The following is a 22,297-nucleotide window of genomic DNA, read 5'->3' on the forward strand; positions in this document are numbered from 1 at the left end:
TCTAACATTCCAGCGGGTTTTCGGGAGAAAAGCACGGGAAGAAGGGAGCGCAGCGCGTCACGGCGTTGCCAGGCTCATATGCGAGGTTTTGTGCGGTGCGTCAAGGGCGGGGATGGGGATTGCTCCCTACCCAACGCCGTCGCTTACTCTCGCGGGCTAGCGTACAGTATCATTTAGCCGCAGCAGCCCGCGGAGCCTCTTCGAAGGGCAAGACCACATTCTTGCAGCAGCCATGTTCGCCTGCATGTTAGAACAAGCTACATTTTCCGGGCCAGCACTGTTTGTTTAAATTATCGATACTCGACTTACGCAAAAACGGGCATTATCCGGCCAACAGATTCGAGCGTTACCCATCGCCATGCAGTTTGAATATACTCCTCCGCAGACCGCATTCGAGCACGCTTTTGGCGGCCACAACGATGTCAATGCATTCGGTAAAATCGAGCCAGGTGACGATTTAAAATTCCTAGAGTTTTTACAGAAATCGGCGGTCCCAACTCGGGCCTCGATTTACATTGACTCTCTCGGGGGACATGTAGAGACGGCAATAAGTCTTGGGCACATGATCCGGGAGAGATGGTTCTCTACGCACATAGGAAGCATTCTCCTCGGCGCTGAGGCGGAGAATGGTATCCTGATTAATCGGGAATTTAGGACCGGGTCTTGTATGAGTGCGGCGACACTGATGTATATTGGTGGCCGTTTGCGCTATTTTTCAGCCGGCTCGTCGTTTGGTGTTCACCAATTTTCATTTAGAAATCCTACCCCTAGGCATATCGGGCAATCGCAAACTTTATCATATCAGATCGCCCGATTTATTAGAGATATGGGGGTTGATCTAGATTTTCTAGATATTTCGTCGTCGGTTGACTCCTCAGAAATTAAACTAATCGACGTGCCATTGTTGAGGCAGCTGCGGGTAGTGACTGATGGCGAAACCCCGGTCAGCTGGACAGTCTTGGCGGCAAATAACACTGTATCTGTTCGCGCTGAGCGCGACTCCCTGTATGGTCATCACAAGATCTTGTTATCATATCTCGGAGGAAATTTTATGATACATGCCGTCATTGAATCACAGGGGCGCTCAGAGATGCTTGAGAGCTATCCCCTTGTGGAGTTAACATTTAACGAGGATGACGATATAGACATTTCCGATAGAGTATTTCGAGTCTCTTTGAATAGTTATACAAATATAATTTGTAAAATTACGCTAGATGAAGCTCGACAGATTGTTCTGTCAAAAGGTTTCGGTGTTCAAGTTCGTGGGTCTCGGGATGCCGGGATGTTTCTCGGAATTTCACCCATGTCGACCGAAAGTGGCAGGGACAAGCTTACCTCCTTCTTCACTGCACTAACTGGAGAGGTGTTGATTAGTCCGGAACTGGCGGGATCCTAAGTCGGATTTGAGTATGTTGTTCTGGGGGCTCGCCTGCTACCATTGGATAATTAAAACTGAAGTATGATGTGTGGACGGCTGTTAATATGAAAGCAAGGCAACGACTAGATGCCGCAGCAGTCAGCGGGGGCGTCGGCTGGTGTGCGGCGGTGGGGTCTCGGCCAACTGCTGAAAATTGTGCGCAGCAACGATAATTGAATAAATAGCAAGCGCAGCGAATGAGTTAGAAAAAAGCTGACATAAGCACTTCTTGTCACGCCTCCATCTCCGCCTTCAACACCTCCAGCTCCAGCCACTCGTTCTCCGCCTTCGCCAGCTCGCCGCGCTTGGCGTCCAGCTTGTCGGCGAGCTTCGAGAACCGGGAAGGGTTCTTCGAAAACAGCAGCGGATCTGCCATTTCGGTCTCGAGGGCGGCGATCTCCTTCTCCAGCGTGGCGATCGTCTTCGGCAGGCTTTCCAGCGCGAATTTCTGCTTGAAGGAGAGTTTGGCGACGCCGGTGGCCGCGGGCTTGGCGGTCATCGCCATTTTCGAGGCGCCGGTGAGGTCGTGGTTGCGGCCGCCCTTGGCGGGCTTGCCGGCCTGGCGTTCGGAGCCGAGCGTGCCGCGGGCGGCCTTGGCGTCGGAGCGGCGCTGAATCAGCATGTCGGAATAGCCGCCGGCATATTCGATCCACTTGCCCTCGGCGTCGGGCGTGACGACGCTCGTCACCGTGCGGTCGAGAAAGTCGCGGTCATGGCTGACGAGGAGGACGGTGCCGGGATAGTTGGCGATCAGCTCCTGCAACAGGTCGAGCGTCTCCATGTCGAGATCGTTCGTCGGCTCGTCCAGGACGAGAAAATTCGCCGGCGTCGCCATGGTCTTGGCGAGGAGCAGGCGGGCGCGCTCGCCGCCGGAGAGGTTGCCGACGGGGGTGCGGATCTGCTCGGGCTGGAACAGGAAATCCTTGAGGTAGCCGGCGACATGGCGCGGCTCGCCATTGACCATGACCTGGTCGCCGCGCCCGTCGGTGAGGTTTTCGGCGACCGATGCCGTGTCGTTCAGGCTGGCGCGCTTCTGGTCGAGGAAGGCGAGGTCGAGATTGGTGCCGAGCTTCACCTTGCCGGAATCGGGCTGCGTCTCGCCGATCAGCATCTTCAGGAGCGTCGTCTTGCCGGCGCCGTTCGGGCCGACGAAGCCGACGCGGTCGCCGCGCAGGATGCGCATGGAAAAATCCTCGACGAGGACGCGGTCGCCATAGGCCTTGGCGATGTGCTCGGCCTCGATCACGAGCTTGCCGCTCTCGCGCGTCTCGCCGGCGGTCATGTCGACCATGCCGACGGCGCGGCGGGTGCTCTTGCGGTCGGCGCGCATGGCATGCAGCTCGCCGAGGCGGCGCTGGTTGCGGGTGCGGCGGGCGCTGACGCCATAGCGCAGCCAGTGCTCCTCGCGCACGATCTTGCGGTCCATCTTCTGCATGTCGCGCTCTTCTTCCTCGAGCGTCTTATCGCGCCAGGCCTCGAAGGCGCCGAAGCCCTCGTTGATGCGGCGCGCGCCGCCGCGGTCGATCCAGACGGTGGCCGCCGTGGTCTTCTCTAGGAACCGACGGTCATGGCTGATGACGACGATGGCGCTGCGAAGCGAGCGCACCTCGTCTTCCAGCCATTCGATGGTCGGCAGATCCAGATGGTTGGTCGGCTCGTCCAGGAGAATGATGTCGGGCTCGGGCGCGAGCACGCGGGCGAGCGCGGCGCGGCGCGCCTCGCCGCCGGAGAGGTCGGACGGGCGCGCATTCGGGTCGAGACCGAGCGCATCGATGCAGCGGGTGACGCGGTAGGGATCGTCGGCCGGCCCGAGGCCCGCGGCGACATAGGCTTCGACGCTCGGCGCATCGCCGAAGTCCGGCTCCTGCGCGAGATAGCGGATGGTCGCGCCGGGCTTGCGAAAAACTTCGCCGGAGTCGGGCTCGACGATGCCGGCGGCGATCTTCAATAGCGTCGACTTGCCGGAGCCGTTGCGGCCGACCAGCGCGATGCGGTCGCCGGGAAGGACGGAGAGTTCGACGCCTTGCAGAAGCGGCGTGCCGCCAAAAGTCAGCTTGATGCCGTCGAGGTGGAGCAGGGGAGGTAGGGCCATGGGCAGGCTCTAGCGCATTTCCACGCCGCGGGCGAGGTCCCGCGCCGCACCATTCCGTTAAGGTCAGACGGGCATTGGCGGATCACGCCGGCGCGGGCTCGCCCATCCGCTCGGCTTCGGCGATGTCGCGGTGCAGCTCTTCGGTGGCGCCGGAGACGGGCTTGGCGAAGCGGCCGAGCAGAAGATAGGCGACGGGGGTGACGAAGAGCGTGGCGAAGGTGGCGAGGCCAAGGCCGCCGACGATGACGTAGCCGAGCGCGATGCGCGCCTCGGCGCCGGCGCCCGACGCGAAGACCAGCGGCACGCCGCCGACGACCGTCGCGACCATGGTCATCATGACCGGCCGCAGCCGGATCAGCGCCGCCTGCTCCGTCGCCTCGCGCAGGCCCATGCCCTCCTCGCGCAACTGGTTGGCGAATTCGACGACGAGGATGCCGTTCTTCGCCATGATGCCGACGAGCAGCACCAGACCGATCTGGCTGTAGAGATTGAGGCTGAGGCCGAAAAAGGCGAGGGCGAAGACGGCGCAGGCGACGCCGAGCGGCACCGTGGCGATGATGATCAGCGCCGAGACGAAACTTTCGAACTGCGCCGCCAGCACCAGGACGATGACGACGATGGCGAAGCCGAAGACCACGGCAAGGCCGCTCGACGTTTCCTGCAGCGTTGCCGCCTCGGCCAGCGGCACGAGGCGCATCGTGTCGGGCAGAACATCGGCGGCCAGCGGCTGCAGATCCGTCCAGGCCTGGGCCAGCGGATAGCCGTCGGTGAGTTCGGCCGACAGCGAAATGGCGCGCGACCGGTTCTCGCGGTCGAGCGTCGGCGCGATCGGGCGCTCCTCGGTGGTGGCGACCGTCGACATCGGCACCAGCCGGCCGTCCCGGGCCTTGAGGAAGACGTTGCGCAGGTCGCCCGGATCGTTGATCGGGTCGCTGGTCGCCACCATCCGCACCGGGATCTGCTTGTCCTCGATATAGGTCTGCGTGATCTCGCGGCCGTCGAGCAGCGACTGCATGGCGCCGGCAAGGCCGTCGATCTCGATGCCGAGATCGGAGGCCCGGGCGCGGTCGATAAGGACGGAGACCTGGGGCTGCGTCGCCTCGGCGGCGAGCTGCGTGCGGCCCCAGCGGCCGTCGCGGTCCATCGCTTCCTTCAGCCTGGTCGCGGCATCGGTGATCTCGTCGTAGTTCGAGCCGGCGATGGCAAAGCGCAGGCCCTGGCCGCCGCCGCGGATGCCGAGCGAGTTCGGCTGGATCGCGAAGGCGCGGACGCCCGGAACGTTGCGCACGGCGGCGTTCACTTCCGCGACGATTTCCTGCTGGGTGCGCGCCCTGACCGACCAGTCGGCCAGGGTCATCACCAGGAAGGCCGAGTTGGCGGCGCCGCGGCCGGTGGTGGCGAAGACGTTCGTCGCCTCGCCGCTCTCGACATAGGGCATCACGATGGTCTCGATCCGCCGCATCTGCGCGGCGGTGTAGTCGAGACTGGCGCTCTGCGGCGCGGTCACGCGCATCAGCACGAGCCCGCGGTCCTCGGTCGGCGTCAGTTCCTGCGGCAGGGTCTGATAGGTCAGGAAGGCGGCAAAGCAGAAGATGCCCGAAGCCGTGACGATGAGCAGGGGAAAGGCGAGACAGGCCCTCAGGACCACGCCATAGATGCCGGCGAGCTTCGTGCCGAAACCCTGCACGCCGCGCTTGAACCAGCCGGGCGGCCGCTCGTCCTCGCGCGCCTTCAGGAATTTTGAGGCGAGCATCGGGCACAGCGTCAGGGCGATGAAGGAGGAGATCACCACCGCGACGGCCAGCACGAAGCCGAACTCGCGGAACAGACCGCCCGCGGCGCCCGGCAGGAAGGAGATCGGGATGAAGACGGCGGCGAGCGTCGCCGTCGTCGAGATCACCGCGAAGAACACCTGCCGCGTGCCGAGCACCGCCGCGGCGGCGGGGCGGGCGCCCATGTCGCGGCGGCGCACGATGTTCTCGAGCACGATGATCGCGTCGTCGACGACCATGCCCGTCGCCAGCACCAGCGCCAGGAGCGTCAGGATGTTGATGGAAAAGCCGACGAGATAGATGAAGGTGAGGGTGCCGATCAGCGCCACCGGCATGGTCACCGCCGGGATGAAGGTGGCCCGCAGGTTCAGCAGGAACAGGAAGATCACCGCGACGACGATGACGACCGCAAAGATCAGCGCCAGCTCGACTTCGTGGATCGCGCCCTGAATGAAGACAGCGTCGTCGCTGGTGACGCGCACGTCGATGCCCTCGGGCAGGGTGCGGTTCAGCTGCTCGACCATGCTGCGGATGCCGGTGGAGATGTCGAGCGTGCTCGACCCGGCCTGGCGGATGACGCCGAGGCCGATGCCCGTCTGGCCGTTGATGCGCTGCTGCGAGGCGGCCTCGTCCGGACCGAAGCGGACGGAAGCGACGTCGCGCAGGCGCGTGCGCTCGTTGAGGGCAATGTTCTCGAACTCGGCGGGCGTCGCCACATTGGCATCAGCCCGCACGATCAGGTCCTGGTTGGGCGAGGCGAGGGAGCCGGCGGGCACGTCCAGCGCGACGTTCTGGAGGGCGGCGGCGACGTCGGCGATGGTGAGGCCGCGCGTCGCCAGCCGGTCGGGCTCGATGTCGACATAGACGAGACGCTCGCGCTCGCCGTAGAGCTGGAGATCCGCGACGCCCTCGACGGCGGCCAACTGGTCGGCGATGCGGTCCTCGACGAGCGTCGTCAGGTCCTCGATCTTCATCGCCGGCGCGACGACGGCAAGGCGCATGATGGCGTCCGCGTCGGCATCCGCCTTGACGATCCGCGGCTCCTCGGCGTCCTCGGGCAGCGAGTTGGAAATCCGGCTGATGGCATCGCGCACGTCGCTGGCGGCGACGTTGAGATCGGTGGAATCGGTGAATTCGATGGTGACGCGGCTGGAGCCGAAGCGCGAGCTCGACGACACCGAGGCGATGCCGGAGACGCGGGCGACGGCGCTCTCGATCTCGCTGGTCAGCTGCCGGTCGACGGTTTCCGGCGAGGCGCCGGTGAAATCCACCGAGACGGTGATGACCGGGCGGTCGACATTGGGCAGTTCGCGAATTTCGACGGCGTTCAGCGAGGCGAGGCCGGCCACCACAATCAGGAGGTTGAGCACGATGGTGAGCACCGGCCGGCGGATGAACAGGCTGGTGAAAGCCGTCAGGCCGTCGGGCTTGGCCGCGCCGTCGCTCATGGCATCGCCCTGGCCGGCGTCGTATTGGCCGGTTGCGGCACGGCGGCCGGTCTTTCGGCAGCCCGTGCGACGGAGCCGAGGACGCCCCCGCCGCCACCACCGCCGGCAAGCGGCTCGTCCTTGGCCTCGGGCGCGGCGATACCGGGCTGCTGCGAATTCTGGATCTCGACCTTACCGCCTTCCCGCAGTGCCTGGACTCCCTCAACGACGACCAGGTCGCCCTCCCGCAGCGTCTCGGAGGCGACGAGGACGCGGTCGATATTGCGCTCGATGATGCGCACGGGCGTCTTCGCGACGGTGTTGTCGGCCTTGATGGTCCAGACGATGGGGCCGTTGCGCTCCCACTGCACGGACAGCGGGTCGACGGCGAGAAGGGTTTCGCCGGGCAGGACCAGCGTCATGGCGAAGGACATGCCGGGCCGTAGCTCGTCCTCGGGATTGTCGATCACCGCCTCGGTGCGCAGGGTGCGGCTGGCTTCGTCGAGGCGGCTGTCGATGGCGCTGATCACGCCGGTATGAACCTTTTCCGGGCGTGCCGTGCTGACGGCCTCGATGGGCGCGCCGATCGTCAGGTTCTGGACGAAGGTTTCCGGGGTGAAGAAGATCACCTTGATCTGGCTGCGGTCGTCGATGGTGGTGATGACCGTCTGGTTGGTGACGAGGTCGCCGGTATCGACGCTGACGATGCCGACCCGGCCGGCGATCGGCGCGACGATCTGCCGCTTGGCGTAGTCGATTTCGGCCGCCCTCAGGTCGAGCCGCGCATTGTCGAGCTCGCGGCGCGCATCGGTAACCTCGACGGCGGTGATGGCGCGCGAAGCCTGCAGCCGCTCGACCCGCTCGATCTTGGCCTCCGCAGCCTGGATGGCGATCCGCGCCCGCTCGACCGCGACCTCTTCTGTATCGTCCTGAAGATTGGCGAGAACATCGCCCACCGCGACGGTGTCGCCGGATTTGAACGGGACCGTCTCGATGATGCCGGTCACGTCGGGATACACCGTCACGGATCGCTGGGCCTCGCCGGTGCCGATGGCGCGCATGCGGTTGCGGGTCAGGGAAGTGTCGACCCGATCGGCGACGACGATCGTCGCCCGTCCGGCCCCGCCCTGTCCTCCGCGGCCGCGGCCGCCGCCAGGCGCCGCGCCACTGTCCGTCACCACGGCGTCCTTGTCCGGAGCCGGTGCGATGGACGCCACCACCGAGGCGACAGGCGCGGGGAGGGGGAGGCTTGCCAGATAGACGCCCGCTCTCCCGTCGAAACGGATCCAGAGCGCGCCGGCGACCAGCAACACGACGAGAGTGACGAGGATCTGCTTCAAAATGGCCATGTGGTTCCATAGCTGCGCGGGCATGAACGCCATATGAAGGCTGGGCCGACCATAACGCCGATGCGACTGGTTTTAGATTACATCTTCGCAAAGTTTCAGGAGCTGGGAGTCATGGGTGCCCGTCGCAGACTTGCGGCACCAGCCACACTGAGATCCTGCCACCCGACAAGAAAAAAGGGCCCGCCAGTTGGCGAGCCCTTCCGAGTAGCGACTGTGTCGCCGATTACTGTGCCGGGGTGGTCGCGGTACCCGTCGAGGCGTCCGGCGTCGTGGCCGGGGTGCCGGCCGCCGGAGCGGCTTCACCAGCCGGCGCCGTGCCGGCATTCGGAACCTGACCGCCCGCGCCGATGCGCATCTGGTCGCGGTTCTCGGCATAGGTCGAGCTGTTGTACTCCGGCGCGTTGTTCAGCTCTTCCTGAGTGAACTGCGTGTAGAGATACATGGAGCCGCCGCTGTCCTTCATGAACTGAAGGTTGTCCATGGCGACTGCGACCGGCTTCTCGCCGATGCCGAGGAAGCCGCCGACGTCGACGATGATCGCGTCGACCTGACCCTCGGCGTTCAGCGCGATGTCGCCGACGTCACCGATGTTCTCGTCGTTTGGACCGTAGACGGTGGTTCCCATCAGCGAGTCCGCCGTGAGTTCCGGGCCCGAGACCGGCGTCATCGCCGAGCGGTCCGCGGCGCCACCGGTCGATGCGGTGGTGTCGGTCGACGGCGTCGTCGTGGCTGCCGCAGTGTCTCTCGACGGCGTCGTAGCTGTCGTCGCTGCCGTACCTGCCGCCATGCCCGAAGCCGCCGGTGCGGTGGTCGCGTCGGTGTTGGCAGCCATGCCCGTTGCCGGGGTCGTGCTCGTGTCGCCGGCGCCCGTCGTTGCGGCCGAATTGTCGGCCGTCGTGGCCGCCTCATCGTTGCCATCGTCGTCGAATTCCGGAGCGGACGTCAGCTGGTCCTTAGTGGCGGCCAGGATGATGCGCGGCTCGGCATCTTCGTTCTTGGTCATCTGCATCTCGGCGAAAGGCACGCCGACATTCTTCTCGCCGATGCCGAGGAAGCCGCCGACGCCGACAACCGCGGCACGGATTTCGCCGGTTTCGGCCATCACGAGGTCATTGACCGAGCCGATCGACTCCGCATCGGTACCCGGGCCCGAATAGACGTTCTCGCCGATCAGGTCCTCTGAAAGGAACTGGTCGTTGCCGACGGTCGCCGGATAGGTGCCGTCGCTCATCTGTGCCGACTGTACCGGCTGGGCGGCCGTCGTGGTCGCGGGGGCGGCGGCCTGGTCGGTCGCCATGGCGCCACCGGCGGCCGGAGCGGTAGCAGTGGCACCAGCCGGATCGGTGGCCATCGCGCCGCCCGTTGCCGGGGCCGTCGCCGCCGTATCGGCAGCCGGAGCATTCTGCGCAGCCTCAGCCGCCGTGGTCGACACGAAAGCCGGCGCCGCGATCAGGTCTTCGCGCGAAGCGGTCAGCGTGGCGCGCGGATCGTCGCTGCCGTCGACCATGCTCCAGGTGATCTGGTCGATCGGAACGGCAACGACCTTGGACTCGTCGAGGCCGGCCGTGTCGATGATCGCCGCGACCACCTTGCCGTCGTTGCCGACGAGGAAGTTGTCGATCTTGCCGGCCGACGCAGCGTCGGCAGCATTGCCCTGATAAACGTCGGCGCCCGTCAGGTCGCTAGCGAGATATTCGCCGGCGCCCAGCGTCTGCACATAGGTGCCGGCGGCGGCCGTGGTCGTGGCTGCGGTATCCGCGGTGCCGGTAGCGGCAGGCGCCATCGTATCGGACGCCGGCGCCATCGAGTCGGAGGCCGGGGCCGGCGTAGCGGCAGCTGGCGTCTCGGTCGTCGGCGTGGTCGTGCCCTGAGCGAAGGCGGCCGTGGCGATAACGCTGGCCAAGGCGGTCGTGGTGAGAAGCTTACGGATCATCATAGGGGTTTTCCTCGTCGATCAAATCGTCGGAAATGCTGCAGGGGAAGTCTTGCCTCTCGGCCGTTCTCGCCAGCAGCTACACAGAGAGACAATCCCCTGCGGGCACCCAAGGTTCCGCAATCGGACGCCGGCGGAGCTTAAAATTTGCAGGTATCGTCTGATGAGTGACCGGTCTGACGGCCGTGAACAGCGTGGATGAATCGACGCGGTCGCCGGTTTCACCGTCGTGCAAGGTCCAATCGTCCTGCGAAGCCCGATCCTGCGCCTCGCCGGAGGGCTTATTTGCATCCCTGGCAGCCGTCCCCCTTTACAGCGGTGCCCCCAGGCTCAATTGAGGCTCTGCCGTACCCGCGGCGTGCCATCCGTCGTGCGGCAGGAAAAAAATGAACATCCACACCATTCTCAACCGCGAAGGCGGGACACTGAAGACGACCGATCTCGATCGGTTCGGGGCGCTCATCAAGGCCGAGTTCCGCCTGCACGGCCATGCGATCGAGGTCGAATGCGTCAAGGGCAGCGAGATCGTCGACGCCATCAAGCGGGCGGCCGACCGCGACGATCTCGACGTGCTCCTGGTCGGCGGCGGCGACGGGACGGTGTCCGCGGCAGCCACGGCCTTGATGGATCACTCCATCGCCCTGGCGATCCTGCCGGCGGGGACGATGAACCTGTTTGCCCGGACCCTGCAGATCCCCACGGCGATCGATGCCGCCGTCGTGGCGCTCGCCGGTGGGACCATCACGGAAGTCGACATTGCCACGGTCAACGGCGAACCCTTCGTGCACCAGTTCGCGGTGGGCATGCATGCGCGCATGGTGCGCATGCGCGACCGCTACGCCTATGGCTCCCGTATGGGAAAAATGGTTGCGTCGACACGCGCCATCCTGGCCGCGCTCGGCAGCCTGCCGGAAGTGGAGGTCGAGATCGACATCGACGGGGAGGTGAGGCGTCTGAGGACGCCGGCCCTGGCGATCTCGAATAATATCTATGGGGAAGGCCATCTGCCCTATGCCGACGATCCGCGCGGCGGCGTCCTCGGCGTCTACATCTGCGAAACCCGGGATCGCGGTGCCATGACCCGGCTGACTGTCGACATCCTCCTGGGGAAGTGGCGCCAGAACCCGGCGCTGCGGACCTATGCGGCGCGCCGGGTGACCGTGGACTATCGGGGATCGAAACGTCGCGATCGCGCGGTGCGCGACGGCGAGCTGCGCGATCTGGCGCAATCGTCGGAGATCGTCATGCACCCCAAGGCGCTGCGGGTCCTCGTGCCGAGCGAAGCGACCTTCCTGCCGTAATCACCCGCTGTTCCTCCGGCCGTCGCAGAAGGCAGCGCGGCGAATGGCGAAAGGCGGTCTATCCTCGCCTGCCGTCCGCCTTCCAGCGGCGGTTCCGGCCGCGTCTGGACCGGGAGCCGTCGCTTAGAGGGCCAGCCTCTCAAACGATGAAGGCGGCCAGATCGGCCGCCTTCATCCATTCAGATCTTATCGTCTTCCGGCGGTATCGGCCGATAGAGATGCCCGCCCTCGGCGAGCATGGCCAGGGCATCGCCCAATCGCGTCTGGATCGTCCCGTAGGGATCGTGCTCGACATGCTCGGGCACGATGAACTCCTGACGCAGGGTTTCGAGCCGGAGGGTCTTTTCGGCGTCCGACATGGTCTCGTCGGCCAAGACATCGTCGATGGCTGCCTGGAACTCCTCGGGAGACGGAATGCGAGGCTCCGCCTCCGCCTGCTCGATCGGGGTATCCACTACCATGAGCCCATCATCCTCGTTCACGAACCGTGTCCAATTCTCGTCGACGAAACCTTTTCCGGACCGAGACGAGGAACCAGAAGCCCCGCCAAGGGATCGCTTAGTTGGCGGTGGCCGGGGGTGTCGCCGCCGGGCTGGTTCCTGCCGGCGTTCCCGCCGCGTCATCAGCACCCGAAGAGGTCGCATCAGCCGGCGCATCGGCCGACGGTGTTGCACCATCCCCGGTGCCGACCCGGCCAGCCGGCAGATCGTCGTCCGGCTGCATCGAACCATAGACCGCCATGCCGGCAGCGGCAACGACGCAGAGCAACAGGGCGATGATCAAGATGCGCAGGACGGGCGTGCCCTTGCGGCCCTGGCGGGCTTCCTCGGGGTCCATTCGGGACATGGCAAAACTCCAGGTTGGAAATCGACAAAGGAAAGAAAGGCGCCGTCCAGTCTGCGAAACCCTTTTGTTCCGGCGTTTCGGCCGAGGACAGGGCGCCGGATATCCGGGGACGGACGTCCGGCGCCCAGGTTTCAGCGACCGCGAAGACCCGCGATCAGCCTGTAGAGACCGTACAGACCGCCCAATGCGACCGGGACGGCGATCAGGCTGCGATTTTGACGTACTGCCCGCAGGATCTGAGGCGCATTGCTCAAAGCCGTGACGCCGGCGATAGAGGCAATGTCGCGCTGCAGGCGATCGTCGGCTCGGGTGGACGGCCGCCGCTTCGCCATCATGATCATGGCGATCGCGATCAACACGAGCACCAGACTCCCACCGCAAAAGCCAATCGCCGTCGGCAACGCGCCGAAATTCTGCGCCGCCCAGATAAAGAGGGCGATCATCACGAAGATCGCCAGCACCAGCAACAATATCGCCAGCAGCACGTAGAGCGCCAACAGTCGCTTCAGGCGGGCGACAAAAACACCCGCCTCACCCGCGAAAATCTTGGTGATCAGTGCCAGCAGCATGGTCAGCGGAAGATGCGGGCGTAGAGGTAGCCGATCGCCGCGGCGATGGCGACTGCCTTGATCGGTTCGGCGCGCACGCGCTCAGCGACCTGGTCTTCAAGTTCGGAAACGGCATCCTGCGCCTGCTGCACATAACGCTCGCCGCGATCGCGGACGTCGTCGCGCAAAGCGTAGGCCTGGCGCTTCGCCCCATCAGCGCGCTCGTTCGCCAGCGCCTTCAGCGCCTCGGCAACGCCGGCCAGATCGGTCCGGAGCTTGGCGACCTGCGCCTCGAGCTCTGCATTGGCCGGACGGTTGGCGTCGGCGCCGGCCGTACCTTCGGAAGCGAAATCATTGTTCAGGGTTTCGGATTGCATGCTTCGTCCTCACTGGGCTCTTGGAAACGGGGAGGCCGGACGAGGCGCAGGCCAGGAAAGCCGCGCTCGTCCGGTGATAGGAATGCAAGTACTCGACCGCCAGAGCGGTTCCCGGCAAACGGCTGGAAATTGCGCAATCGGGCCTGTCGGTCGCGTAGATGCTATCAGGCTGCGGGGGCCACGCCGATGATCTGCGACGAGATGGAATCCGGTCCATATTCGCCGTCGCCTTCGATTCCCAGAAGCTCCGAAATCCGGGTGCGGGCCCGCGAAACGCGGCTCTTGATCGTGCCGACCGCACATTTGCAGATTTCGGCGGCCTCCTCGTAGGAAAAGCCGGACGCGCCGATCAGGATCAGCGCCTCGCGCTGGTCGTCGGGAAGTCGATCGAGAGCGCGGCGGAAGTCCTGCAGGTCGAGATGGCCGTGCTGTTCGGGATGACCAGCCAGCTGCATCGCATGGATACCGTCGACATCCTGCACCTCGCGACCCTTCTTGCGCATCTGCGTATAGAACTCGTTGCGCAGGATGGTGAAGAGCCATGCCTTGAGATTGGTGCCCGGCTGAAACGTGTGCTGCTTGTCCCACGCCTTCACCAGTGTCTCCTGGACAAGGTCGTCGGCACGGTCGAACGAGCCCGACAGCGAGGCGGCGAAGGCCCGCAGGTTCGGGATGATGGAAATCAGTTCACGACGGAATTCGGGATCCTGGCTCATGGACTTTATCCGCGCTCGGGTTTTTGAGCCCCCGACTCGGCGGCGTCGAGCGCGTCGAGCAGCGACAGGAAGCGATCGGGAACCGGCTCGCTCGCGACGTCGTCATAATAGGCCTTCAGGCGGCGCCCGATCGCGGAGTTCGGGCCGAGATCGTGGGACGTCGCGCCCGCCTGTTCCGGATGAGTCATCTGCAAAGGTTCGTCCTCAATTTTGCGGTCCGCCATCGAGCCCCTCGTCTGCCAAAAACGTTCGCCGAACGGCGGCCGCGGACGGGCCGTTCCGAAGTCGTTAAGTGTGAGTGCCGGCGTGATCCGCAAGCCCTTGATGATTGCCCGACCATGGTGCACTACCCCGATCAAGGATCATTGTCTGGCTGAAAAACGGTGCCGGCGACAAAAGGTTCCCGCGATGGGAACTTTCTGCCGATCCGTGCATTTGATACCCCACCGGACATACCGTAATTTATTCGACACGAGGGGAGTTTTCATGTCGATGTCATCTCGCATAGCGCCGCATATTCCATATCTCAGGCGGTATGCGCGTGCCCTCAGTGGATCGCAGGCCAGCGGCGACGCCTATGTCGCGGCGGTCCTGGAAGCGTTGATCGCCGATCCCAGCCTGTTCAGCAACGATGAGAGCCCCCGCATCGCTCTGTACCGGCTGTTCTCGTCGCTGTGGCAGTCGGTCGAGGTCAACATCCGCGAGGATGCTCCCGTCTCCGCCTGGGAAGAGCGGGCCTCCCGCAATCTCAGGGCGATTTCGCCTCTGCCGCGTCAGGCATTCCTTCTTGTCGCCGTCGAGGGCTTCACCACCGGCGAGGCCGCCAAGATCCTGGCGACCGGCGAGCGTGAGTTCTCCAAGCTGATCGACGAGGCCAGCATCGATATCGGCCGCCAGGTGTCGACGCAGATCATGATCATCGAGGACGAGCCGCTGATCGCGATGGATATCGAGCAGATGGTCGAGAGCCTCGGCCACAGCGTCACCGGTATCGCGCGCACGCACAAGGAAGCCCTGGTCCTGTTCGAGCAGCAGCGGCCGGGAATGGTTCTGGCTGACATTCAGCTGGCGGATGGCAGCTCCGGAATCGACGCGGTCAACGACATCCTGGCGCAGCTGAGCGTGCCTGTGATCTTCATCACCGCCTTCCCCGAGCGGCTGCTCACCGGCGAGCGGCCGGAGCCGACCTTCCTCGTGACGAAGCCGTTCAATCCAGACATGGTCAAGGCGCTGATCAGCCAGGCCCTGTTCTTCGAAGCAGAGAAGAAGGCGGCGGCCTGACGGCTGGGCAGGCGAGGGCGTCCGTGCGTCGCGCCCTGCGCCGCCCGGACGTGTCGCCGATCACAGCAGAAGAACGGGGATGGCATCACCGAGAGAAGGAACCTCGGGCCCTGCGAGCCGTTTGACCAGGGAGCGAGTTTTTCACTGGGTCTTCGATAATGGGCGACGGCTGTCGCGTTCTCCCAAGAACCGATTGAGCCCTTCGCAGGACAGGCCTTGCGCCGTCGCGACGGGTCGGTTGGAGGCCCCAATGTCAGCAGGATAACGCCTGGCTGTCCACCGAGGACGCAGTCGTCCGCAACGCAGCAGGGTTCGAGCGACAGCAAATGGTTGCGTACAAGGCTCTGAAAGCTCTTGCAAACACCGAGATGACGCTGTTCGCACAGGATCGCGAACTGAAGTATGTTTGGGTTTTCAACAGCAAGGATTCCTGGCTCGACGATTCCATCGTCGGCCGCTCGGACCACGATGTGCTGGGTCGCCAGGCGGCCGAGAAGTCTGAGGCCGTTAAGCGCGACGTCATCCGGACGGAGCGGCCAGCTCATTTCGAACTGGCGTCGACCGTTGGCTCGGCGACGCGTTGGTTCGATATCCGCGTCGATATAGATCGGGATGGCGACGACGTCGTCGGCATCATCGGCACCTCGCTTGAGATCACGGAGCAGAAGCGCCGCGAAGAAACGCTGAAGACGCTTCTACGCGAGCTGTCGCATCGGTCGAAAAATCTCCTCGCCATCATTCAGAGTCTCGCCAGCCAGACAGCGCGTCACTCCGTCACCGTTCCCGAATTTCTTGTCCGCTTCCGCGGCCGCATCCAATCGCTGGCGGCTTCGCAGGATATCGTCACCGACGCCGACTGGCGCGGCGCCGATCTCGTCAGCCTTATCGCCATGCAGGTCGAGCGTTATGCCCCCGACGGCGTCGGGCAGGTGCATTTCGAGGGATGCGACGTCTATCTCTCGCCTACCGCCTCGCTGCATGTCGGTCTGGCCCTGCACGAACTGGCCGTCAACGCCGCCTCCTATGGATCGTTGTCCGCCCCAGGAGGGCGCGTCAGCATCCATTCGGACATCATCGACCGGGACGGCGAATCCCATCTGCGACTGAGCTGGCAGGAGACGGGTGGTCCTCGGGTGCGGGCCGACCATGAATCGCGCTTCGGAACCTCGACGCTCGAACGCATCGTTCCCAATTCGGTCGGCGGCGAGGCCGTGCTCGACTACCTGCCCGACGGCATTCGCTACACCCTCCTGATTCCGGACACGCAGTTCGAGGCGAACGAAGGCCGCTGAGGCCACGCGATTTTTGCGTCGCCCGGATTGCCCTCCTGTCTCCCCGCTTCTCAACACGAACCTGTTATCTATTCGTTGAAGATTTCCGCTGCGTCAGCTGGAACGCACTTGCTTCGTCTCCCGTTATGGGTGGGAAGGAGTAATCTCGATGGAACACATCGCCGCATTCATGTTACTGGTTGGTTGCAATGCCGACGCGTCCGTATGCCAGGAAATTCCAGTTCCTGTCGCAGCGTACGAAGATCAGGCTGAATGCTCGCGCGCTTTGTCCCTCCAGATGCGCCTGAGCGGAACGAGCGACGCCAAGGTCTACGGCGCCTGCAAGGCGGTCGACGAGAGCGTCTTCGAGCAGTCCGCCAGCGTCGACTGGTCAATCAGCAAGGGCGGACAGTTGCTCGTGACCTTCGATGCGGAGCCGCAGATCGTCGCCTCGCGCTAACGTCGAGACGCCCTCCTGGGGCTCGTTCCTGATGCGCCCAGTTAATTTTAGAATTGATGGAACAGAATTGGCCCTGTAAGGCTTTATTCAGGGACGAATGCAGCGAGGGTAGAAGTTTCATGAAAATCGTAATGGCAGGTACACTGGTCAGCCTGATGCTGGTCGCCAGCGGATGTTCGCAGACCGACCGCAGCACCGGGACGGGCGCCCTCATCGGTGGTTTGGGTGGCGCTGCCATCGGTGCCGGCGTGTCGGGCAATGCGAAGGGCGCGCTGATCGGCGGCGCAATCGGTGCCGGTGCTGGCGCAATCGCGGGCAACGTCATTGGGCGCTCGCAGGCCGGCGACTGCATCTACCGCGATTCGCGGACGGGTCAGCGTTACGTGGCTGCTTGCCCGTAAGCCTATCCGGCCGGTAGGGCGGGTTGGTCCCGCATGCCTATTGACGAATTGATAGAGCACCGCCCCTCGGGCGGTGCTTTTTTTTGGCCATGACCCAGAATGCGCTGGGCGGATGGGGGGGCTGATGCACCATATTCGATATATGACCGTTGCGGTCCTCGGTCTGGCTTTTCTGGGCGGGTGCACGGCCGACAAGCCTTTGCCACCCGTGTTCAATGCGGTCTTCGGTCTTTCGTCGGCACAGTCCAATCCCTATGCGGTTGGCAGGATCGACGAGAAATCGGCTGGTCCCCGAGACACCGTCGTCGGCGCGGCGGCGAACAGTCCCGGCAATTGCATCTGGGAGGGCGATGGGGCGCGTCGGTTTCGGGACACCTGTCCCGAAGGCTATACGACCTCGCGCTAACGATGCGGTCGCGGGAAACCGGGCCCGCGCCGACCACCCTGTCGCGTCCACGGTATTTGCCGTCCTCCTCGGCGGGCGCTATGGCAGGCGCGAACTGAGACGAATCTCGCATCGACATCCCGGTGGATGCCCAAAGAGAAGGTGACAGGCATGACCGTCACGCCAAAGGATCAGATCCTCGCCGTTCTGAAGTCGCTCGTCGCCCCGGATGGTCGCGGCGACGTCGTCGGCCGCGGGATGGTCTCCGATATCTTCATCGCCGACGGGAAGGCCTTCTTCTCGCTGTCGGTTCCGGCCGCATCGGCCGAGGTGTTCGAGCCGTTTCGACGGCTGGCCGAAGCGGAGGTGGCCAAGCTCGACGGCATCACCTCGGTCATGGTCGCTTTGACCGCCGAGAAACTGCCGGGCAGCGCTCCTCAGACGCGGCCCGCCGTCTCCCCGGGCGCTCATTCCCATGCCGGCCACGCGCACCCCCATCACAAGCCGATCCCGAGCCGGGCGCCGCCACCGCCCGCCGCCCGCGCACCTTCGGGGAAGCCTGGCATTCCCGGCATCGAGCGGATCATCGCCGTGGCTTCCGGCAAGGGAGGCGTCGGCAAGTCGACGACCGCCGTCAATCTCGCGCTCGGTTTTGCCGCCCTCGGGCTGAAGGTCGGCCTACTCGACGCCGACATCTACGGACCTTCGGTTCCCCGGCTCCTCGCGATCAAGGAAAAGCCCAGGAGCAACGGCCGCATCATCATTCCGATCGAGGCCTACGGCCTGAAGGCGATGTCGATGGGGCTGCTCGTCGACGAGGAGACGCCGATGATCTGGCGGGGGCCGATGGTGATGTCGGCGCTGACGCAGATGCTGCGCGAGGTGGAGTGGGGGCAGCTCGACCTCCTGGTCGTCGACATGCCGCCGGGCACAGGCGACGCCCAGCTGACCATGGCGCAGCAGGTGCCGCTGGCCGGCGCCATCATCGTCTCCACGCCACAGGACCTGGCGCTGCTGGATGCGCGCAAGGGGCTCGCCATGTTCCGCAAGGTCGACGTGCCGGTGCTCGGCATCGTCGAAAACATGAGCTATTTCGTGTGTCCCTCCTGCGGTGAGCGGTCCGACATCTTCGGTCATGGCGGCGCACGCGAGGAAGCCGCTCGTCTCGGTGTGCCCTTTCTCGGCGAGGTGCCGCTGCATATCCGCATCCGCGAGACATCCGATTCGGGCACGCCGGTCGTCGTCAGCGAGCCGGATGGAACGCATGCGCAGATCTACAAGGCCATCGCCGCGGCGGCCCTGGCATCCATGGATGTCGACGGCGCGACCCGTCAGACGGCACCCAGCATCGTATTCGAGTGAGTGATCACAAATTAAGCTTGCATCGAAAATGCTAACGCTATGGGATGGCGCGTCAATGCCGGCCCTTGTTCACTGATCCGCGTTCGTGCAAATGCAGCCGGCATTCTTTCCAACGGAGATCGCCCATGAAACTGGTATCCACGCTTCTCGCAGCGACGGCTCTCGCCATGGCCTTCGGGTCGGCGGCATCCGCCAAGACCCTGGTCTACTGCTCCGAGGGCTCGCCGGAAGGCTTCGATCCCGGGCTCTACACCGCCGGAACGACCTTCGACGCGTCTTCCAAGCCGGTCTACAATCGCCTGACGGAATTCAAGCGTGGCACCACGGAAGTCATTCCGGGTCTGGCCGAGAGCTGGGACGTTTCGGAAGACGGTCTCGAATACACGTTCAACCTGCGCAAGGGCGTGAAATTCCAGACGACCGAGTTCTTCACCCCGACGCGTGACTTCAACGCTGACGACGTGATCTTCTCCTTCGAGCGCCAGGGCAACAAGGAAAACCCTTATTTCGCCTATGCCGGCGACGTGACCTGGGGCTACTACAACGACATGTCGATGCCCTCGCTGGTCAAGTCCTTCGAGAAGATCGACGACAACACCGTCAAGCTGACGCTGACGGCGCCGAACGCGCCGATGATCGCAAATCTCGCGATGGACTTCGCCTCGATCATGTCGAAGGAATATGCCGACAAGCTGCTCGCCGACGGCACGCCGGAGAAGCTCAATCAGCAGCCGCTCGGCACTGGCCCCTTCCAGTTCGTCGCCTACCAGCAGGACGCGGTCATCCGCTATAAGGCCCATCCGGACTACTGGGGCGGCAAGCAGCCGATCGACGATCTGGTCTTCGCGATCACCGCGGACGCCGCCGTCCGCCTGCAGCGCCTGAAGGCCGGCGAGTGCCACGTGGCCGGCTACCCCAACCCCGCCGACATTCCGGCGCTGAAGGCCGACTCGTCCGTCACCATGATGGAACAGCCGGGTCTGAACATCGGCTACCTCGCCTACAACACGACCCAGCCGCCCTTCGACAAGCCGGAGGTCCGTCGCGCCCTGAACATGGCGATCAACAAGGACGCCATTCTCGAGGCCGTCTATCCCGGCATCGGTCAGATCGCCAAGAACCCGATCCCGCCGACCATGTGGTCCTATGACGACTCGATCACCGACGACAAGTACGACCCCGAGGCGGCCAAGGCGGCGCTCGAGGCGGCTGGCGTCAAGGACCTGTCGATGAAGGTCTGGGCGATGCCGGTGGCGCGTCCGTACAACCCGAACGCGCGCCGCATGGCGGAGATGATGCAGGCCGACTTCGCCAAGGTCGGCGTGACGGTCGAGATCGTCACCTATGACTGGACGCAGTATCTGAAGCTGGCGGGCGATCCCAAGCACGACGGCGCGGTGCTGGCGGGCTGGACCGGCGACAATGGCGATCCGGACAACTTCCTCGCCATCCTCCTCGGCTGCGATGGCGTCGGTTCCGGCAACAAGGCCGCCTGGTGCAACAAGGACTACGACGCGCTGATCAAGAAGGCGTCGCAGATCTCCGACCAGACCGCGCGGGCGGACCTCTACCAGCAGGCCCAGGTCATCTTCAAGGACCAGGCGCCGTGGGCGACCATCGCGCATTCGCTGGTCAGCCTGCCGATGTCGACCAAGGTCTCGGGCTATCTGATGGATCCGCTCGGCTCGCACCGCTTCGACGGCGTCGACATCACCGAATAGTTTCGGTTAAGAGAAGGTCGAGCGGCGTTGGAAGGGCAGTCAGTCCTTCCGGCGCCGCTCTTCAGTTTTGGGAACGCTTCCGAATGACGATTTTCCGGCCGCTGGCCGATAGTGGCGCCGAGGCGGACAGGGTGGCAGCCCTCTGGCACGACAGCTGGCACGATGGCCACGCTGCGCTGCTGCCGCCCCCGATCGTGGCGCAGCGCGACCTCGGCTCCTTTGCCGCCCGGCTGGTGCCGCTGGCAGCCCAGAGCATGGTCGCCGTCGAGGACGGCACCATCGTCGGTTTCGGCGCGCTCGTCGAAGACGAAATCGACCAGCTCTTCGTGGCGCGGGACGCGCGCGGGACGACGGTCGCCGCCGGTCTTCTCGCCGCGCTCGAGGACCGCCTGCGGGACGCCGGCGTGACACGCGCCGAGGTCCAGTGTCTCCAAGGCAACGACCGGGCGCTCGCCTTCTACGCGCGGCACGGCTGGAACGTCACCGGCCGCGCGGACCTGCCGCTTTGGATGCCGGAAGGCCAATCGGCGAGCCACCCGACCCTCATGCTCGCCAAGGATCTTTGAGCCATGTTCGGATATCTGCTGAAGCGCATCGGCCTGCTGATCCCGACCTTCATCGGGGTGACGCTCGTCTCCTTCCTCTTCATCCGCCTTCTGCCGGGCGACCCGATCATCGCCATGGCCGGCGAGCGCGGCCTGTCGCCCGAGCGCTACGCCCAGCTGGTGGCGCAGTTCGGCTATGACCGGCCGCTCTACGTCCAGTACTTCACCTATTTCTGGGACGTCCTGCACGGCGACTTCGGCCAGTCGATCTCGACGAAACAGCCGGTGCTGCGTGAGTTCATGAACCTCTTCCCGGCCACGATCGAGCTTTCGCTGGTCGCCATCATCCTCGCCGTCATCATCGGCATTCCCGCCGGCGTCTTCGCCGCGGTGAAGCGCGGCTCCTGGTTCGACCAGTCGATCATGGGCACGGCGCTGGTCGGCTATTCCATGCCGATCTTCTGGTGGGGGCTGCTGCTGATCATCTTCTTCTCGGGCTATCTGCAGTGGACGCCGGTCTCCGGGCGGATCTCGCTGATGTACTTCTTTCCGCCGGTCACCGGCTTCATGCTGATCGACAGCCTGCTGTCGGGCCAGCCCGGCGCCTTCAAGTCGGCGCTCAGCCATCTCATCCTGCCCTCGATCGTGCTCGGCACCATTCCGCTGGCCGTGATCGCCCGGCAGACGCGCTCGGCCATGCTCGAAGTCCTCGGCGAGGACTTTGTCCGCACCGCGCGTGCGAAAGGTCTCTCGCGCTTTCGCGTCGTCTCCATCCATGCGCTGCGCAATGCGCTGATCCCGGTGGTGACGACGATCGGCCTGCAGGTCGGCGTGCTGCTCGCCGGCGCCATCCTCACCGAGACGATCTTCTCCTGGCCGGGCATCGGCAAGTGGATGGTCGATTCCGTGTTCAAGCGCGACTACCCCGTCGTGCAGGGCGGACTTCTCCTCGTCGCCGTCATCATCATGGTGGTCAACCTCATCGTCGACCTTCTCTACGGTCTCATCAATCCAAGGGTCAGAGCACGATGAGCGTCCAAGAATCAGCCGAGGGCATTGGCACCGACATCCCCGACCGCAAGCCGAAGCGCAG

General features: G+C 64.4%; 20 protein-coding genes. 10 read left to right on the forward strand and 10 right to left on the reverse strand.

Translation table 11 applies throughout. From position 1 onward, the window contains the following. Positions 1-358 precede the first annotated feature (358 nt). The gene (locus IEX88_RS16750; protein WP_244640268.1) at positions 359-1,396 is read left to right on the forward strand and encodes a hypothetical protein; all 1,038 of its coding nucleotides are present in this window, start codon (positions 359-361) and stop codon (positions 1,394-1,396) included. A 253-nt stretch (positions 1,397-1,649) separates the two neighbouring features. On the opposite strand, the gene IEX88_RS16755 is transcribed toward IEX88_RS16750, so the two are convergent. From IEX88_RS16755 to IEX88_RS16770, 4 genes are all read right to left on the reverse strand, one after another. Next, a complete protein-coding gene (locus tag IEX88_RS16755) occupies positions 1,650-3,509 on the reverse strand; it encodes an ABC-F family ATP-binding cassette domain-containing protein (RefSeq protein ID WP_188852814.1) in 1,860 nt (619 codons plus the stop codon). An 82-nt stretch (positions 3,510-3,591) separates the two neighbouring features. Next, positions 3,592-6,729, reverse strand: coding sequence for an efflux RND transporter permease subunit (locus IEX88_RS16760; RefSeq protein WP_188852816.1), 3,138 nt, complete (start codon positions 6,727-6,729; stop codon positions 3,592-3,594). Next, positions 6,726-8,057 (reverse strand): efflux RND transporter periplasmic adaptor subunit, encoded by a 1,332-nt coding sequence (locus IEX88_RS16765; protein WP_188852818.1) that lies wholly within the window; start codon positions 8,055-8,057, stop codon positions 6,726-6,728. The genes IEX88_RS16760 and IEX88_RS16765 overlap by 4 nt, the downstream gene beginning before the upstream one ends. A gap of 223 nt (positions 8,058-8,280) precedes the next feature. Next, the gene (locus IEX88_RS16770) at positions 8,281-9,993 is read right to left on the reverse strand and encodes a PRC-barrel domain-containing protein (RefSeq protein ID WP_188852820.1); all 1,713 of its coding nucleotides are present in this window, start codon (positions 9,991-9,993) and stop codon (positions 8,281-8,283) included. Positions 9,994-10,376: 383 nt separating this feature from the next. On the opposite strand from IEX88_RS16770, the gene IEX88_RS16775 reads away from it, so the two are divergent. Next, on the forward strand, positions 10,377-11,291 hold the full coding sequence (locus IEX88_RS16775; protein WP_188852822.1) for a diacylglycerol/lipid kinase family protein: 915 nt from the start codon (positions 10,377-10,379) through the stop codon (positions 11,289-11,291). A gap of 179 nt (positions 11,292-11,470) precedes the next feature. Here the strand turns inward: IEX88_RS16775 and IEX88_RS16780 are convergent, their stop codons facing one another. The 6 genes from IEX88_RS16780 to IEX88_RS16805 form a co-directional block, all read right to left on the reverse strand. Next, a complete protein-coding gene (locus tag IEX88_RS16780; protein WP_188852824.1) occupies positions 11,471-11,752 on the reverse strand; it encodes a hypothetical protein in 282 nt (93 codons plus the stop codon). Positions 11,753-11,849: 97 nt separating this feature from the next. Next, positions 11,850-12,137: a hypothetical protein gene (locus tag IEX88_RS16785; protein WP_188852826.1), complete on the reverse strand. Its 288-nt coding sequence runs from the start codon at positions 12,135-12,137 to the stop codon at positions 11,850-11,852. A 131-nt stretch (positions 12,138-12,268) separates the two neighbouring features. Then, positions 12,269-12,706 (reverse strand): hypothetical protein, encoded by a 438-nt coding sequence (locus IEX88_RS16790; protein ID WP_188852828.1) that lies wholly within the window; start codon positions 12,704-12,706, stop codon positions 12,269-12,271. Positions 12,707-12,708: 2 nt separating this feature from the next. Then, the gene (locus IEX88_RS16795; protein WP_188852830.1) at positions 12,709-13,062 is read right to left on the reverse strand and encodes a DUF883 family protein; all 354 of its coding nucleotides are present in this window, start codon (positions 13,060-13,062) and stop codon (positions 12,709-12,711) included. Between the two features lie 164 nt (positions 13,063-13,226). Further along, positions 13,227-13,778: a sigma-70 family RNA polymerase sigma factor gene (locus IEX88_RS16800; protein ID WP_188852832.1), complete on the reverse strand. Its 552-nt coding sequence runs from the start codon at positions 13,776-13,778 to the stop codon at positions 13,227-13,229. 5 nt (positions 13,779-13,783) lie between these two features. Beyond that, positions 13,784-14,002 (reverse strand): NepR family anti-sigma factor, encoded by a 219-nt coding sequence (locus tag IEX88_RS16805; RefSeq protein ID WP_274604618.1) that lies wholly within the window; start codon positions 14,000-14,002, stop codon positions 13,784-13,786. 262 nt (positions 14,003-14,264) lie between these two features. Here IEX88_RS16805 and IEX88_RS16810 point away from each other — a divergent pair, with 262 nt between their 5' ends. The 8 genes from IEX88_RS16810 (at position 14,265) to IEX88_RS16845 (ending at position 22,236) form a co-directional block, all read left to right on the forward strand. Then, positions 14,265-15,059 carry a response regulator gene (locus IEX88_RS16810; RefSeq protein WP_188853041.1) on the forward strand — a complete coding sequence of 265 codons (795 nt, stop codon included), beginning with the start codon at positions 14,265-14,267 and terminating at the stop codon, positions 15,057-15,059. Between the two features lie 368 nt (positions 15,060-15,427). After that, complete coding sequence (locus IEX88_RS16815; RefSeq protein WP_244640270.1) at positions 15,428-16,351, forward strand: sensor histidine kinase; 924 nt, start codon at positions 15,428-15,430, stop codon at positions 16,349-16,351. A gap of 148 nt (positions 16,352-16,499) precedes the next feature. After that, a complete protein-coding gene (locus IEX88_RS16820) occupies positions 16,500-16,790 on the forward strand; it encodes a hypothetical protein (protein ID WP_188852845.1) in 291 nt (96 codons plus the stop codon). Positions 16,791-16,909: 119 nt separating this feature from the next. After that, complete coding sequence (locus IEX88_RS16825) at positions 16,910-17,191, forward strand: YMGG-like glycine zipper-containing protein (RefSeq protein ID WP_188852847.1); 282 nt, start codon at positions 16,910-16,912, stop codon at positions 17,189-17,191. 556 nt (positions 17,192-17,747) lie between these two features. Next, positions 17,748-18,938: an iron-sulfur cluster carrier protein ApbC gene (apbC, locus tag IEX88_RS16830; protein ID WP_188852849.1), complete on the forward strand. Its 1,191-nt coding sequence runs from the start codon at positions 17,748-17,750 to the stop codon at positions 18,936-18,938. A gap of 125 nt (positions 18,939-19,063) precedes the next feature. Then, on the forward strand, positions 19,064-20,659 hold the full coding sequence (locus IEX88_RS16835) for an ABC transporter substrate-binding protein (RefSeq protein ID WP_188852851.1): 1,596 nt from the start codon (positions 19,064-19,066) through the stop codon (positions 20,657-20,659). Between the two features lie 83 nt (positions 20,660-20,742). Next, positions 20,743-21,225, forward strand: a complete 483-nt coding sequence (locus IEX88_RS16840; protein ID WP_188852853.1) for a GNAT family N-acetyltransferase — start codon at positions 20,743-20,745, stop codon at positions 21,223-21,225. 3 nt (positions 21,226-21,228) lie between these two features. Then, complete coding sequence (locus tag IEX88_RS16845; RefSeq protein ID WP_188852855.1) at positions 21,229-22,236, forward strand: ABC transporter permease subunit; 1,008 nt, start codon at positions 21,229-21,231, stop codon at positions 22,234-22,236. Positions 22,237-22,297 lie beyond the last annotated feature (61 nt).

This window comes from Aureimonas glaciei, assembly GCF_014643375.1.
Taxonomy (GTDB): Bacteria; Pseudomonadota; Alphaproteobacteria; order Rhizobiales; family Rhizobiaceae; genus Plantimonas; species Plantimonas glaciei.